The 16,740-nt window shown below is 38.7% G+C and carries 14 protein-coding genes; 10 read left to right on the top strand and 4 right to left on the bottom strand.

Annotation, left to right across the window (positions count from 1 at the left end):
* The first annotated feature begins 108 nt into the window (after positions 1–108).
* Positions 109–2,853, top strand: a complete 2,745-nt coding sequence (mutS, locus tag ACFINW_RS01560) for a DNA mismatch repair protein MutS (RefSeq protein WP_375639710.1) — start codon at positions 109–111, stop codon at positions 2,851–2,853.
* A gap of 1,048 nt (positions 2,854–3,901) precedes the next feature.
* On the opposite strand, the gene ilvD is transcribed toward mutS, so the two are convergent.
* The 4 genes from ilvD to ACFINW_RS01540 form a co-directional block, all read right to left on the bottom strand.
* A complete protein-coding gene (ilvD, locus tag ACFINW_RS01555) occupies positions 3,902–5,740 on the bottom strand; it encodes a dihydroxy-acid dehydratase (RefSeq protein WP_375620847.1) in 1,839 nt (612 codons plus the stop codon).
* A gap of 171 nt (positions 5,741–5,911) precedes the next feature.
* Positions 5,912–6,091 carry a hypothetical protein gene (locus ACFINW_RS01550; RefSeq protein ID WP_375611413.1) on the bottom strand — a complete coding sequence of 60 codons (180 nt, stop codon included), beginning with the start codon at positions 6,089–6,091 and terminating at the stop codon, positions 5,912–5,914.
* A 600-nt stretch (positions 6,092–6,691) separates the two neighbouring features.
* Positions 6,692–6,943, bottom strand: a complete 252-nt coding sequence (locus ACFINW_RS01545; RefSeq protein ID WP_012754519.1) for a DUF1150 domain-containing protein — start codon at positions 6,941–6,943, stop codon at positions 6,692–6,694.
* A gap of 26 nt (positions 6,944–6,969) precedes the next feature.
* Entirely contained in the window at positions 6,970–7,401 is a 432-nt protein-coding gene (locus tag ACFINW_RS01540; protein WP_375612819.1) for an Hsp20 family protein, read from the bottom strand.
* Positions 7,402–7,521: 120 nt separating this feature from the next.
* On the opposite strand from ACFINW_RS01540, the gene nth reads away from it, so the two are divergent.
* The 9 genes from nth (at position 7,522) to ACFINW_RS01495 (ending at position 16,471) form a co-directional block, all read left to right on the top strand.
* Positions 7,522–8,262 carry an endonuclease III gene (nth, locus tag ACFINW_RS01535; RefSeq protein WP_375612818.1) on the top strand — a complete coding sequence of 247 codons (741 nt, stop codon included), beginning with the start codon at positions 7,522–7,524 and terminating at the stop codon, positions 8,260–8,262.
* 155 nt (positions 8,263–8,417) lie between these two features.
* Complete coding sequence (rpmI, locus tag ACFINW_RS01530) at positions 8,418–8,621, top strand: 50S ribosomal protein L35 (RefSeq protein WP_183193590.1); 204 nt, start codon at positions 8,418–8,420, stop codon at positions 8,619–8,621.
* 33 nt (positions 8,622–8,654) lie between these two features.
* Positions 8,655–9,056, top strand: coding sequence for a 50S ribosomal protein L20 (gene rplT / locus ACFINW_RS01525; RefSeq protein WP_012754515.1), 402 nt, complete (start codon positions 8,655–8,657; stop codon positions 9,054–9,056).
* Positions 9,057–9,150: 94 nt separating this feature from the next.
* On the top strand, positions 9,151–10,233 hold the full coding sequence (gene pheS / locus ACFINW_RS01520; protein ID WP_375612817.1) for a phenylalanine--tRNA ligase subunit alpha: 1,083 nt from the start codon (positions 9,151–9,153) through the stop codon (positions 10,231–10,233).
* 32 nt (positions 10,234–10,265) lie between these two features.
* Complete coding sequence (pheT, locus tag ACFINW_RS01515; protein ID WP_375673689.1) at positions 10,266–12,680, top strand: phenylalanine--tRNA ligase subunit beta; 2,415 nt, start codon at positions 10,266–10,268, stop codon at positions 12,678–12,680.
* Positions 12,681–12,970: 290 nt separating this feature from the next.
* Positions 12,971–13,879 (top strand): metal ABC transporter substrate-binding protein, encoded by a 909-nt coding sequence (locus ACFINW_RS01510; RefSeq protein ID WP_375611408.1) that lies wholly within the window; start codon positions 12,971–12,973, stop codon positions 13,877–13,879.
* Positions 13,876–14,706 carry a manganese/iron ABC transporter ATP-binding protein gene (locus ACFINW_RS01505; RefSeq protein WP_273790252.1) on the top strand — a complete coding sequence of 277 codons (831 nt, stop codon included), beginning with the start codon at positions 13,876–13,878 and terminating at the stop codon, positions 14,704–14,706. The genes ACFINW_RS01510 and ACFINW_RS01505 overlap by 4 nt, the downstream gene beginning before the upstream one ends.
* Positions 14,703–15,569, top strand: coding sequence for a metal ABC transporter permease (locus ACFINW_RS01500; RefSeq protein WP_375611406.1), 867 nt, complete (start codon positions 14,703–14,705; stop codon positions 15,567–15,569). The genes ACFINW_RS01505 and ACFINW_RS01500 overlap by 4 nt, the downstream gene beginning before the upstream one ends.
* Positions 15,566–16,471: a metal ABC transporter permease gene (locus ACFINW_RS01495; RefSeq protein WP_273790250.1), complete on the top strand. Its 906-nt coding sequence runs from the start codon at positions 15,566–15,568 to the stop codon at positions 16,469–16,471. Before ACFINW_RS01500 ends, ACFINW_RS01495 begins: the two co-directional genes overlap by 4 nt.
* Positions 16,472–16,740: the final 269 nt, after the last annotated feature.

Here is a 16,740-nt window from a genome sequence, read left to right as displayed (position 1 = left end):
TTCTTGCCTTAGCAAATCTGATGATGCGTTGCAATTTAGAGATAAATAGATATTGAAGTAAACAAAAAAGAGTAAAAACTTCACTTAAAGGAAACAGGCCTCGTACAAATGGATAAAAAAAACAATCATAAAAATAATTTAATTCCACAGCCTGCCTCCCCATCTGCTTCCTCTCAAGAACGTCTTACACCTATGATGGAGCAGTACATAGAAATCAAAGCCGTCCATCATGATTCCCTTCTCTTTTACCGAATGGGGGATTTTTATGAATTATTTTTTAATGATGCGATTGAAGCTGCTCAGGCCTTAGGAATTACACTCACAGCACGTGGAAAACATTTAGGACAAGATATTCCTATGTGTGGTGTTCCCGTTCATACTGCTGATGATTATTTACAAAAACTGATTGCTTGTGGTTACCGAGTTGCTGTTTGTGAACAAATAGAAGATCCTGCTGAAGCAAAAAAACGTGGCTCAAAATCTGTTGTTCGGCGTGATGTTGTTCGCCTTGTAACACCAGGAACAATAACAGAAGAAAAACTCCTTGATCCAACACGCGCAAATTATTTGATGACACTTTCCCGTATAAAAACTAGCGATGGAGAGGAATTTGCTCTTTCTTGGATTGATATCTCAACAGGCATATTTCGTGTAACAGAAAGCCGCCAAGAAAAACTTTTAGCAGATATTATGCGTGTTGATCCACAAGAAATCATTGTTGCTGATTCATTTTTTCATGATAAATTTCACAAGTCACTTTTTAGTGTTCTTGATCGTATCGTTTCACCTCAACCTGCTTGTCTCTTTGATGCACTCACCGCTGAACGCGATATTTGCAATTATTTTAAACTCTCAACTCTTGAAGGCGTTGCCGATTATTCACGCTGTGAACTCTCTGCAATTGTAGCTGCTATTCGTTATATCGAAAAAACACAAATCACACATCGCCCTCCCCTCATGCAGCCTGAGCGCCAAAATGAAAGTGCGACTCTTTTTATTGATGCCGCAACCAGATTAAGCCTTGAACTTATTCGTACGACATCAGGTCAACGGGATGGAAGTTTATTAAAAGCTATTGATCGCACTGTAACAGGAGGAGGATCACGCCTTCTTATTGACCGCCTTATTGCTCCCCTCACCACTCCTTCAGCTATTGATACGCGTTTGGATTCTATCGATTTTTTTCTACGTAATCCTTCTCTTGCAGAAGCGATAAAGCTTATTTTAAAGGGGGGACCAGATATGCCCCGCGCCGTTTCACGTTTGGCTCTTGGACGAGGAGGTCCCCGTGATATGGCGACAATCCAGCGTGGCTTTGAAATCATTCGTGAATTGCATCAACTTCTTGATAATGAGCTTCTGCCTCAAGAAATAAGTGATGTACAACAGGTGTTCTCAAAATTACCCACAGCGTTATACTTTCATTTAGAACAGGCATTAGCTGATGATCTCCCACTCCTTAAACGTGATGGTGGTTTTATTCGTTCTAATTATCATAAAGAGCTCGATGAAATGCGTGCTTTACGTGATGAATCTCGCCGTGTCATTGCTGAACTTCAAGCGCAATATGCCCAAGAAACAGATATTAAGACGCTTAAAATAAAGCATAATAATATTCTAGGTTATTTCATTGAAGTAACCAGCACACAAGCATCTTCCCTTACAAATAATCCACAAGCTAAAGCACGTTTTATTCATCGGCAAACAATGGCAAACGCTATGCGTTTTACGACAACAGAGCTCGCTGACCTTGAAAGCCGTATTGCCCATGCTGCCAATCACGCATTGACACTTGAACTAGAGATTTTTGATATTCTCGTTCATGAAATTACCGAACAAGTTGATTTTATTCGTAAAGCCTCTGAAGCACTTGCTATTTTAGATGTCTCTGTCGCTTTAGCATATCTTGCTGAAGAACAAGGATATTGCCGCCCTAAAATTGATCTTTCACTTACCTTTCGCATTACAGCAGGACGCCATCCTGTCGTCGAGCAAGCACTCCGCAAACAAGCAGCAGAACCTTTTATTGCCAATAATTGTGATCTCTCTGTGCAAGAAAATCAGCAATATGCAGCAATCTGGCTGTTGACAGGGCCTAATATGGGAGGAAAATCAACTTTTTTGCGGCAAAATGCTCTTATTGCTATTATGGCGCAAATGGGGTCCTTCGTTCCAGCAACTTCAGCACATATTGGTGTCGTAGATCGCCTATTTAGTCGCGTTGGAGCTTCCGATGATCTTGCACGAGGGCGCTCAACCTTTATGATGGAAATGGTTGAAACAGCAACGATTCTCAATCATGCTAGCCACCATTCCCTTGTTATTCTTGATGAAATAGGACGTGGAACATCAACCTTTGATGGACTTTCTATTGCTTGGGCTGCTGTTGAATATCTCCATGAAGTTAACCATTGTCGTGCTATTCTCGCTACCCATTTTCATGAAATGACCGCACTTACCGAAAAACTTGACAGACTGCATAATGTAACCATGAAAGTCAAAAACTGGGATGGTGATGTAGTTTTTCTTCATGAGGTCACACCAGGAGCGGCTGACCGCTCCTATGGTGTACAAGTCGCAAAGCTTGCTGGACTTCCCCCAGCCGTTATTACACGAGCAACAGATGTACTCCATCAATTAGAACAAGGCGAAATGGCTGGAAAAGGACATAAACTCATTGATGATTTACCACTCTTTTCTCTTAAAGCAACATCTCCCGTCAATGAAGCAAAAAACAAACATTGTATACTTCACGAAGCTTTAAAAAATATTCATCCCGATGAACTCTCTCCTAAACAAGCTTTAGAAGCAATTTACCACCTCAAACAGCTTGAAAAGAGTAACCCTTTATAGAAAACAGATGTTATTTTTTATTAAAAAACCTTCTTAATAGGAGATAACGTAACCATTTTTGATATACCACAGCATAAACAGTTATTTATCGTATTCCCATCGCTTTTCTACATAATATATTTTGATAAGTGTAATTGCCTATAGGCAAAACCCTATGCATTATATTTCATATTCCCTTAGATTAATATTGGCTCTTATACAAAAAATTGGTCAAGATCGACTATTTTTACAAGATAGTCGTTTTTTGTAAAGATTGTCATGAAATCTCCTCCACGTTGCAAATACGCCATATTTAATGAATTATGCTTTTTCACGATCAATATTATTGTTATCATAGCAATATTTTTAGTTTAAAACTGTCAGTGTTGGAATACCATCCCATTTTGCATAATAAATTCATGGATAATGGGTCTCGTATTTTCTTCACATTTTAAGTTATTATTCACATTTTAAGTTATAAAGAGCTCTTTTACTGTTTTCATATGAAACATATAATCAGATATATCACAGCTGTACTTTATTTTCATAAACATCCTTTAACTCCTTCCCACACCTTAATGGATAAGGATTTTCATTCGAATCAAGTCTGCAAATAGTCCAACTTCTAACGGATTTTCCTTGACTTCCTAATCATGCGCTTCTCTTAAACTCAAAGCTTTACAAACAAGTCTAAGAATATTCACCACACACTAAAAACACACTTAATATTTAAGGAAGATGCCGTATATCACAGTCCTAAATGACAGTGTTTTACGGTACAACAAGATAATGCCACCAGTACAATAAATATCTTTCATAAATATGAGTAATAAGAAATCATAATCTCATATAAGATTGGAATATGATATGAAAAGTAATTATACTGTATCTGTTTTACATAGCTGCTAAAATAAGCAATCTACCGCAGTTTTTAGTTGTATTGATAGCTTTTTAATCATACTCATCATGACTCGAAATATTCTGATAAGTTCATAAACTCATAAAATAATTAGCTTAGAATATCGTGCAAAAGATGCAAAAAATCAGAGCACTATCTCTATTCAACTCATCAAATATTACGTACTGCACCCTTTGCAGCAGATGTGGTCATCGCTGCATAGGCTTTGAGAGCCTTTGAAACTTTACGCTGACGCTTCTCAATCGGTTGCCAAGCGCCTTTTCCTTTTGCTTCCATCTTAGAACGGCGCTGCTTCATCTCAACGTCATCCACCAACATATGAATTCTACGATTTGGAATATCAATTTCTATGATATCCCCCTCTTCCACCAACGCAATTGCTCCTCCTTCAGCAGCTTCTGGTGAAATATGTCCTATTGAGAGCCCTGAACTTCCACCTGAAAAACGTCCATCTGTAACAAGTGCACAAACCTTGCCTAATCCTTTAGATTTGAGATAACTCGTTGGATAAAGCATTTCTTGCATTCCAGGTCCACCACGTGGGCCTTCATAACGGATTAAAACAATTTCACCTGTTTTAATCTTATCAGTTAATATAGCTGAAACAGCTGAATCTTGGCTTTCAAAAATTCTTGCCGGACCTTTAAAAGTTAAAATTGATTGATCAACGCCTGCTGTTTTTACAATGCAGCCATCTTTTGCAAGATTTCCATAAAGAACTGCCAATCCTCCATCTTGTGAATATGCGTGTTCCCTATCGCGAATCACACCTTTTTCACGATCAAGGTCAAGGGTCTCATAGCGACAAGATTGACTAAAAGCTGTCTGTGTTGGAATACCACCTGGAGCGGCACGATAAAATGCATGAACTGTTGGCTCATTAGTTTGCTTTACATCCCAGCGGTAAAGAGCTTCTTTCATTGTTTTTGCGTGAACCGTATAAGTTGATGTATCAATGAGTCCTGCCGCATCCAGTTCACCTAAAAGCCCCATAATACCACCAGCGCGATGAACATCTTCCATATGTACATTTGCAACAGCAGGAGCAACCTTACATAAAACAGGAACACAACGTGAAAGATGATCAATATCCGTCATGGTAAAATCCACCTCACCTTCTTGCGCTGCAGCTAAAAGATGCAGTACTGTATTGGTTGATCCCCCCATGGCAATATCAACGGTCATTGCATTTTCAAAAGCCTTGCGTGAAGCAATAGAGCGCGGCAAAACTGTTTCATCATCTTCTTCATAATAACGTTTAACCAATGCAACAATCTGTTTTCCAGCTTCTTCAAAAAGCATTCGTCGATCTGCATGTGTTGCTAACATTGATCCATTTCCGGGAAGAGAAAGCCCCAATGCTTCCGTTAAGCAATTCATAGAATTGGCCGTAAACATTCCTGAACAAGAACCACATGTAGGACAAGCAGCACGCTCCATTTCAGCAACTTCTTCTTCTGAATTTTGTTCTGAAGCTGCTGCAACCATGGCATCGACCAAATCAACCGTTAGATCTTGATCCTTCCATTTAATCTTACCTGCTTCCATAGGACCGCCTGAAACAAAGATTGTCGGAATATTCAACCGTAAAGCAGCCATTAACATACCAGGCGTAATTTTGTCACAATTAGAAATACAAACAAGTGCATCTGCACAATGTGCATTAACCATATACTCTACAGAATCAGCAATGATTTCACGTGAGGGCAACGAATAGAGCATTCCATCGTGCCCCATCGCAATTCCATCATCTACAGCAATGGTATTAAATTCTTTCGCAACACCACCGGCAACTGCTATCTGTTGTGCGACTAATTGCCCAAGATCTTTTAAATGGACATGCCCTGGTACAAATTGTGTAAAAGAATTCGCAATCGCAATAATGGGTTTACCAAAATCAGTATCTTTCATCCCTGTTGCACGCCAAAGTCCGCGGGCTCCTGCCATATTACGCCCGTGGGTCGATATCCTTGAACGGTAAGAAGGCATTATTTTTTTCCCCTCAAATAATTCCATTTTGCTTGTTGTGCTGTAACTTCATTATAAAAACAAGAGCTTTAATATTCAAAAGAGAAAAATACCTTGTACTGCGGCATTTGAAGCACAAAATTAAAAGCTCTGCATAAACTTTTTCATAAAGCCTTTGTTTTTTATTACCTGTTAATCAACATCTAATCCCTGTGCGAGTCCACGTTTGAGACAAATATCAAAACGCTTCAGTATGACACGAACTGTTCCAGATTTTTGTATGCCAGATTTGGTTAGTATATTGCATCTATCTGTTTGCGTAATTTCTGGAATTGGAAAGAATATAAAGAAATCGTGATAAAAATCTATCATCTCCTTATAATTCAGCTTTACACCTTTCAAACGCATTCATAAAAATATCTTTTAAATAATAATGACGCATTATCTCATGCTTTTGTTTTTACACTCTTCAATAGAGCTACTCCCCTCAGGAAGAACAAAACACACCAAACAAAATACACTTGTATAGCCTTTATACTCATTGCACTCGAGCCCATTTCACGATAGCGCCTATGAATGGTATAACAGCCCCCGTGAATAATATAAATCTATAAGGGACATCTTCACACTTATGAAGAAGAAAACTGACACCATCATACATTTTTTTATCCCCATATCGTGAACGTCCTTGGTAATTGAGACAATTAAAAAGAGATATTTTTATTCCTTTCTTCAAGTGTTTTTATCCACATGGCTCTCCCTGCTTATGACATCAAGCAAGTGACTTTAATTGTTTCAATATAAGAAGATCTCAAATGAGAGAACCTTATGATATTTGGGACTCTCATTCCAGTTGTAAAAAATTAATTATGAATATAAATCAATACTTAATCTAATTATAACTCACATTACACCCTTTACGAAAAAACAGATAGAATTTATAAAGAGTACAGCTTTTTCTCGTAAGGTAATCTAGTGCAGAGTTACAATTTGTAGTTCATGCTCATTGGCTCCAGCAAGGGCGATAGAACGCTCATCGGATAAAATGATAGGATAACCTGTTTCACCAAAGAGAGCCCATATGGTAATGCCTGGAGTCATAGGGGGAAGATCTGGAAAGTTTTTAGCCAGATCATCTGTACAAACTTTTTTTAAATAGGCAATCTGTCCCGCATCAGAGTAGGATGTGTTCTGAAACGACAAGTTTTGTTTGTGTTCTCCCATTTCACTGTTCCTTTACGCCTTAACTTTTATGACTCACCACTACTGACTTTAATTGGAATCTGTTTTATTTCTTTTTTTAATTTTGGTTGATACAGATTAATTGATAAAAGACCATTTTTCAACTCTGCATTTGTAACATGCATCCCTTCCGCGAGAACAAAGGTTCGCTGGAATTGTCGCGCAGCTATACCGCGATATAAATATTGATGATTTTGGTTGTCTGTTTGTTTACCATGAATAACCAATTGATTATCATCGAGTAAAATATTAAGATGGTTAATCTTAAATCCAGCAACAGCCAAAGTTATCCGGATATGATTTGCATCATCACTTTTATGCAAACGTTCAATATTATAGGCTGGGTAAGCCTCATCAGCTTTACCGATACGTTGCAATATTTTTTCTACGGTTTCAAACCCTAAAAGAAAAGGATTGGAGAAAGGCGTCACATGTGTCATTCATGAGTATCCTCTTTAAAACGGCTTTACTTGACCAAACTCTATAAAAGTGTTCGCTGCACTCCTCTCATATGGCGAGCGTGAATGATAACTTCAAGAGAGAAGATTTAAGAGAGTTCAATGCCTCAAAGTAACATAAAATTATCAAAGGTGCGAAATTTATCTAGTATATTGTATAATAAAGATGAAATTGCGGAAATATTTCGCCGTTTTTCTGTGCAACGCCCAACACCTAAGAGTGATCTTAACTACATAAATACTTTTACACTTTTAGTTGCCGTTGTGCTTTCGGCTCAAGCGACAGATGTAAGCGTTAATAAAGCGACAAAAGAATTATTTTGCCTTGCTGATCAACCGGAAAAAATGGTTGCATTAGGGGAAGAAGAAATAGCAAATCATATCCGTTCAATTGGCCTTTGGCGTGCAAAAGCACGTAATGTTTATGCGCTTTGCAACTGTTTAATTGATTATTATGGCGGTCAAGTACCCGATACGCGTGAAGCACTCATGGCCCTTCCTGGAGTGGGGCGCAAAACGGCTAATGTGGTCTTGAATGTTGCTTTTGGTCAGCCTACATTGGCAGTAGATACACATATTTTTCGCTTAAGCAATCGTCTTGGTTTGGCGCCTGGAAAAACACCAGAAATTGTTGAGAAAAAATTATTAAAGATTATACCGGTTCATTATATTCGCCATGCGCATCATTGGCTGATTTTACATGGTCGCTATATTTGTCAAGCCCGTAAACCACAATGTACGCAATGCATTATTGCCGATTTATGTAAAGCAGCCATCAAAACAAATGCAATTCCAGCACCTTTGGTTGAGCTTCAAGGCAATGGAGCGCCGATTTTTTTGTAATACGGTCTTGCTATTTTGTGTATACTAGCTTATGAAAACGTCTTTAAGAGCCGCCCGGCAGGGCATGCCGTGGCTGTTTAAATGCTTGTTCAAGCGTTGGTCCGCTTGAGTGAATAAAATGTTTGATTGAATAAATTAATGTACGGAGTAGCAAAATGCCCAAGATGAAGACCAAATCATCCGCTAAAAAGCGGTTTAAAATCACTGCGTCAGGCAAAATTAAAGTAGCAGCTGCCGGTAAGCGCCACGGCATGATTAAGCGTTCGAATAAATTTATTCGCGATGCACGTGGAACAATGGTTTTGTGTGAACAAGATGCTAAAAAAGTCATTCAGCATTATTTGCCGAATGGTATTTAAACCTTACGCTTTTGATTTTGAGGAGATTATAATATGGCTCGTGTGAAAAGAGGTGTGACAGCACACGCTAAGCACAAAAAAGTTCTTAAACAGGCTGAAGGTTTTTACGGTCGTCGTAAAAATACCATTCGTGCAGCTAAAGCAGCGGTTGATCGTTCAAAGCAATACGCTTATCGTGACCGCAAAAATAGGAAACGTACTTTCCGTGCTTTGTGGATTCAGAGAATTAATGCGGCTGTTCGCGCAGAAGGTTTAACTTATGGACGTTTTATTGATGGCTTATCAAAAGCCGGTATTGAGGTTGATCGTAAGGTTCTTTCAGATATAGCAATCCATGAGGCAGAAGCATTTTCTGCTTTAGTTGCTTCGGCAAAAAAAGCTTTAGAATATTTAAAAGATACGACACCTAATGCTTTCGAAGGCGCTGTCAAATAAGCCAGTCGTGTTCTCTTAAAGCATTCATTTATTCGAGGTCCCGTGCTGGCTATTGCGAGTGCGGGTTTTTCTTTATTAAAAAATAGGCAAAAATATGAATGATATTGAGCGTCTGGAACAAGAAATTTGTTTAGCCTTAGAGGCAGCAGGTGATGAACAAGCACTTGAAGAAGTGCGTATTGCAGCATTGGGTAAAAAAGGTAGTATCTCTGAAAAATTAAAAGAATTAGGAAAAATGGATGCTGGCGAGCGCCATAAAGTTGGACCAGTTCTTAATGGATTAAAAAATCGCATTTTAGAATTATGGGCACAAAAGCGTGATCTTCTGAAAAGACAGGCAATGGATGCCCGTCTTTCTCGTGAAACAGTTGATGTTACCTTGCCTGTTCGCTCTTCACCTATAGAACGGGGACGCATTCATCCTATTTCACAAGTGATTGAGGAAATTATTGCCATTTATACAAAGTTGGGTTTTTCTCTTGCAGAGGGACCTGATATTGAAACAGATTATTATAATTTTACAGCATTGAATTTTCCTGAAGGGCATCCAGCGCGTGAAATGCATGATACCTTCTTTTTTGATGTTGATAAAATGGGAGAACGAAAATTATTGCGAACCCATACATCACCCGTACAAATTCGCACACTAGAAAAACAAAAAGCACCGATACGAATCATTATTCCTGGAAAAACTTACCGCATGGATTCGGATGCAACACATTCTCCCATGTTCCATCAGGTCGAGGGTCTTGTCATTGATAAAACCTCCACCATTGCACATATGATGTGGCTGCATGAAACTTTTTGTAAAGCATTTTTTGAAGTTCCCTCTGTAAAAATGCGTTTTCGTCCCTCTTTTTTCCCTTTTACCGAACCATCTATGGAGGTAGATATTCAATGTGATCGTTCTGGTTCAGAAGTAAAGTTCGGAGAAGGGCAGGATTGGTTGGAAATTTTAGGATGCGGAATGGTGCATCCCCAGGTGTTGAAAAATGTTGGTTTAGATCCAGATGAATATCAAGGTTTTGCATGGGGCATGGGCATTGATCGTATTGCCATGTTGAAATACGGTATGCCTGATTTGCGGGCTTTTTTTGATGCTGACCTGCGTTGGTTAGACCATTATGGCTTTCGTTGCTTTGATATGCCTGCTTTTTTTCCTAATAGAAATGTGTGATCTTAGTCATCGCTTTCATGTGAGGTTTTAAAATGAAGTTTACATTGTCCTGGTTAAAAGATCACTTAGAAACAAATGCATCTTTGAATGAAATTTGTGAAAAATTAACCGCTATAGGTCTTGAGGTTGATTACGTTGATGATCGGTCTTCTTTAAAAGGTTTTGTGATTGCAAAAGTTTTAACAGCAATAAAGCATCCTGATGCAGATAAACTTCAAATTTTATCAGTCGATACAGGGACTTCCACACCTGTTCAAGTTGTCTGTGGAGCACCAAATGCACGCGCAGGTCTTGTTGGTGTTCTGGCACTACCAGGCACTTATATTCCAGGACTTGATGTAACATTATCTGTAGGAAAAATCCGAGGTGTTGAAAGTTTTGGGATGATGTGTTCACAAGCGGAGCTTGAATTATCAAATGAGCATGATGGGATTATTGAACTTCCAGAAGATGCACCTATTGGAGGTTCATTTGCAGCTTATGCTGGTTTAGATGATCCGGTTATTGATATTGGTTTGACCCCTAATCGTTCCGATTGCACAGGTGTTCGTGGTATTGCACGTGATCTTGCTGCCGCTGGAATGGGAAAATTAAAAGAATTATCCTTGTCAAAATTTGATCCTTCCTTTGAAACACCTCTCGATGTTTCATTAGATTTTTCGCAAGATTCATCATTATGTTTAGGTTTTGCTTGGCGTGAAGTGCGCAATGTTCAAAATGGTGCATCACCACAGTGGATGCAACAGCGTTTGAATGCAATTGGTCTGAGACCGATTAATGCGCTTGTTGATATGACCAATTACATCAGTTTTGACCTTGGTCGTCCGCTCCATGTTTTTGATGCAGATAAAATTAAAGGTAATTTGTGTGTACGTTGCGCGCGTGAAGGAGAGCAGCTTCAAGCACTGAACGGAAAAATCTATCATCTGGGCCCTAAGAATTGTGTCATTGCAGATGACGAGGGGGTTGTTTCGATTGCCGGTATCATGGGCGGTGAAAGAACGAGTTGTGATGAAACAACACATCGCATTATTATTGAATCGGCGCTTTGGGATGCGCGAAGCATTGCACAAACAGGAAGAGCATTAGGTCTTATTAGTGATGCACGTTATCGATTTGAACGAGGTGTTGACCCGGCTTTTATAGAAACAGGACTTGAGATTGCAACAGAATTGGTCTTACGTCTTTGTGGTGGTGAAGTATCTAAAAAGAAGATCGTTGGCTATCAGCAACAAGAAATCAAACAGATCGCTTTTCCTTTTTCTGAAATTAAACGTTTAACAAATTTGGAAATAGAACCTGAAAAAGTCATCTCTATTTTAACAAAACTTGGATTTTTTGTTGAAGGAAAAGGAGAAGTCGTTACGGTAAAAGTACCATCATGGCGCCCTGATATTATGGGTAAAGCCGATTTGGTGGAAGAGGTTATGAGAATTTATGGGTTAGATGAAATTAAACCTATTCCTTTGGAAAACTTTGCAGAAGGAAAAGATCAAATTTTAACATGCGCACAAATTCGTTCACGTGCTACACGTTTGGCTCTAGTGCAACGTGGTATGAAAGAAGCGGTGACATGGTCTTTTATTTCTGAAAATCAAGCTCTTGCTTTTGGAGGAGGTCAAGAAGAGCTTAAATTAGTTAATCCTATTGCTGCTGATATGTCAATGATGCGTCCTTCCCTTTTACCTGGCTTGATTATGGCGGCACAAAGAAATGCTGATCGTGGTTTTTCCGATCTTGCTTTGTTTGAAGTTTCAAGTATTTATGAGGGCGACACCCCTGATAAACAACACCGTGTTGTTAGTGGAATTCGTCGCGGAACAGAGCAATTTAAAGGAGCTGGGCGTTTTTGGAATGGAAATGCAACCGTCGTTGATGTTTTTGATGCCAAAGCAGATGCCTTAGCTATTTTAGAAGCATGCGATATGGATGTTGGGAAAGTGCAGATTGAAGTTGGAGCACCGGATTGGTATCATCCTGGTCGTTCAGGTGTCATAAAACTTGGATCAAAGATTATTCTTGGTTTTTTTGGTGTTTTTCATCCTGCTACATTAGAAAAGTTAGATGTCAGTGGACCTTTATGCGGCTTTGAAATTTTTCTAGATCGAATTCCAGAATCAAAGAAAAAAACGACCAAAAGCCGTCCTCCTTTGAAACTCTTACCTTTTCAAATGGTGCGGCGTGATTTTGCCTTTATAGCGGATAAAACTGTTGCCTCTTCTCTTATTATTCGGGCGGCAAGCGGAGCCGATAAAAAACTTATTCATTCAGTGCAGGTTTTTGATATTTTTGAAGATTTAAGCTTTGGTGAAGATAAAAAATCTGTTGCAATTGAAGTAACTATTCAGCCCATAGAACGGACTCTAACAGATGAAGATTTAGAAAAGCTTGCCTCAAAGATCGTGGATAATGTTACCAAAATGACAGGTGCATATTTGCGCTACTGAGTATACTCATTTTTTATGAGATATTTTACATGAAGTGGGAGCATCTTTGCGTGCTCCCTTTTTGTTTGGCATTCAAGAGCTATAGAACTTCTTGAAAGGGGACCTCCTTACCAAAACACGCTGCTTAAATCATCAATTTTTTCAATATGAAAAAACTGTTTTTAAACATCTTGAAAAGTTATTTTTTCTCTTAATCCTTCATTGCAAATGTAAAAGATAACTGCTATTGCTAAATGATAATGCAAATTATTTGCAATAAAAAGAAGGCATATAAAGGAAAGAGAGAATCAATGAACGTAAGAACGTTTTTCACCATAGTTTTTGGAAGTGTTATTTTTTTTACACCCAATTTTGCTTTGTGTGCTGGTAAATTTAAAGCTGTTACGACATTCACTATCATTGCTGATATGGCACGCAATGTAGCAGGTGATGCCGCTGATGTTGAATCCATTACAAAACCAGGTGCGGAAATTCATGAATACCAACCCACCCCACGCGATCTTATGCGTGCTCAGGGAGCTAACCTTGTATTGTGGAATGGTTTAGAGTTAGAGCTTTGGTTTGAAAAGTTTTTTCAAAATATCAAGGATGTTCCAAGTGTTGTTGTTTCAAAAGGTATTGTACCCATTAAAATTGGTGAGGGCCCCTTTAGCGGTAAACCCAATCCTCATGCGTGGATGTCACCGACCTCTGCTTTGATTTACGTTGATAATATTCGCGATGCTTTTGTAAAATATGATCCTGAACATGCTGAAATTTATAAACAGAATGCTGAAATTTATAAACAGAAAATTCGTGCAACGATTGATCCAATTAGGGCTGAATTAGAAGCTGTACCGCAAGATAAACGTTGGCTTGTGACCAGTGAGGGGGCTTTTAGCTATTTGGCGCGTGATTTTGATCTAAAAGAACTTTATTTATGGCCCATCAATGCTGACCAACAAGGAACACCACAGCAGGTCAAGCATGTTATTGATATGGTTCGCAAATACAATATTCATGCAGTTTTTTCTGAAAGCACTATTTCCCCTGCGCCTGCTAAGCAGGTTGCCAGAGAAACAGGAGCTAAATACGGTGGTGTTCTTTATGTTGATTCTTTAAGTGAGAAAAATGGTGAGGTACCCACTTATATTGATTTATTACGTGTCACGAGTGGGCGTATTAGCAATGCTTTAGTAGAGGGAGTAAAAAACCAATGACGGAATGTGGAATTTTTGCCCAAGGAGTAACGGTAACATATCGTAATGGACATACAGCTTTACGCGAAGTGAATTTTGAAAGTCCAAAGGGTTCTATTACGGCATTGGTTGGTGTTAATGGATCCGGTAAGTCAACGTTATTTAAAGCGATTATGGGGTTTGTACGCCCCTCAAAGGGAAAAATTCGTATGTTTGATTTGCCCGTTGATATAGCTTTGAAAAAAAATCTTATTGCTTATGTTCCTCAAAGTGAAGATGTTGATTGGAATTTTCCTGTCTTGGTTGAAGATGTTGTATTGATGGGGCGGTACGGTCATATGAATTTCTTTCGCTATGCCCGTACACAAGATTATGAAGCCGTTCGTATTGCCTTAGAACGCGTTGATATGTTGGCTTTTGCTAAGCGCCAAATTGGAGAACTTTCTGGTGGACAGAAAAAGCGTGTTTTCCTAGCGCGCGCTCTTGCACAGAAAGCAAAAGCTATTTTATTAGATGAGCCGTTTACAGGGGTTGACGTTACAACAGAAGATAAAATCATTGCTTTGTTACAAGATCTCCGTAAAGAAGGAGCAGTGATCTTGGTTTCAACTCACAATTTGGGTTCTGTTCGCGAATTTTGTGATCATACAGTTTTAATAAAAGGTACTGTTTTAGCTTCTGGGTTAACAGAAAAAATCTTTACAAAGGAAAATCTGGAGAAAACTTTTGGAGGGTCTTTGCATCACCATATTTTTGATCTTCAAACCACAAAAAAAAATGATGTTTTCATGGGAAGAAAGCAGTCTGCAGTTTGTGAAGATATTGAAAGAGTGGAGCACGTTGCATGATTTCTTGGTTGCTTGAGCCACTGAGCTATCAATATATGGTGAATGCAATGTGGGTTTCTGGGTTAGTTGGGTGTGTTTGTGCCTTTCTTTCAGCTTTTTTGATGTTAAAAGGTTGGTCATTGATTGGTGATGCACTTTCCCATTCGATTGTTCCTGGTGTAGCAGGAGCTTACCTTTTAGGATTACCTTTTTCACTCGGCGCTTTTTTTTCTGGTGGTCTTGCAGCAGCAGCAATGCTCTTTTTTAACCACCGGACAAAGCTTAAAGAAGATACCATTATTGGGCTCATTTTTTCTTCCTTTTTTGCCTTTGGGTTGTTTCTCAAATCATTAAAACCAATGGCTGTTAATATTGATACGATTGTTTTGGGAAATATTTTAGCAGTGAGTTCAACAGATATTCTACAATTGGCTTTTATCGGCTTTGTTTCGTTGCTTATATTGCTTTTGAAATGGAAAGATCTTCTTGTGTCATTATTTGATGAAACGCATGCGCATGCCATTGGATTAAACGTAAAATTTTTAAAGATTCTCTTTTTCACATTGCTTGCCGCTTGTACTGTTGCTGCGATGCAAACCGTTGGAGCATTCTTAGTCATTTGTCTTGTTGTGACACCTGGGGCAACGGCCTATCTTTTAAGTGATCGTTTCGTGAACATCTTGGTTATTGCAGTTGTAATTGGAACCTTCACAAGTGTCTTGGGTGTTTATGTGAGTTACTTTTTGAATGCACAAACGGGGGGGGTTGTAGTGCTTTTTCAAGCATCTTTATTTGTTTTGGCTTTTATTTTTGCTCCTAAACATGGGTTTATTGCTGCGCGCTTACGCATAAATGCGGCAAAAAAGGGTGTAATATTATCATGATTGATCAATTACTGCTTCCGTTTCAGTTTTCTTTTATGCTTAAGGGTATGCTTATTGTCATGATTCTTTCTATTCCCATGGCGATGCTTTCCTGTTTTCTTATTTTGAAAGGATGGGCGCTGTTAGGCGATGCCATTTCTCATGCAGTTTTTCCAGGTGTTGTTGTTGGTTATATGACAACACCATGGGTAATCGCATTTTTAACTTCTTTGCCATTTGCTTGGTTTCAGCATATGCGTCCAGAGAATATTACAATGACTTTGATTACTTGCGGTGCTTTTGTTGCAGGAATGGTGTGTGCACTATTAACGGGTTTTTTAGGGAGCAATAGCCGTATCAAACAGGACACGGTGATGGGTGTGGTCTTTTCTTCAATGTTTGGTTTGGGGCTTGTTTTAGCCACGTCTATTTATAGTAGCTTAGATTTGAATCATATTCTATTTGGTAATCTCTTAGGTGTTAACTGGCTTGATATAACGCAGACGGCAATCATTTCCGCTGTTGTCACTTTTATTTTAGCAGCAAAATGGCGCGACTTTATGCTGTATATTTTTGACACAGTTCAAGGACGTGCAATGGGGTTACCAATATCTCTACTCCACTATACCCTGCTAACGATGATTTCTCTTACAATTGTTGCAGCTTTGAAAGCTGTAGGGATCGTACTCGTTATTTCTTTACTGATAGCACCAGGAGCAATTGCCTATCTTGTCACAAAGCGGTTTTCTTTTATGTTAATGATCGCGATACTTGTTGCAGCTTTTTCTGGTTTTTTAGGGATTTATCTCAGCTTATTTATCGGCTCTGATTCTGCTTCCACAATTGTGTTGATCTTGACGTTGATTTTTATGGCTATTTTCATGATGATTTTCTTTCGTCGAAACACAGTTCAAGAGACTTGAAAGTGTTAAAATTCATGCATATCAGCCATGCATTTTTATATATTGTTTCTCATTTTTATTTTAATTAGAGTCCCGAGTGCTAGATTATTTTTCCTCCTAATATCTAGCAGGTGAATGCAGTAAATTTTCTCCCCCCCCCAACACTGCATTCTTAATTAAGAGGCTGCATTGATTTCTTCTGCAGCCTTTTTATTTTTTTGTTTTTCTAAAATCTCTCCTCTTTTCTTGAAATCATTTAAAATGATTATAATATTGTGTAAGCTATTCGG

The organism is Bartonella sp. AA18HLJMS (assembly GCF_042197245.1).
Lineage (GTDB): Bacteria > Pseudomonadota > Alphaproteobacteria > Rhizobiales > Rhizobiaceae > Bartonella.
Note: the sequence above shows the minus strand (reverse complement) of the source record. Positions and strands in the feature narration are given on the sequence as shown.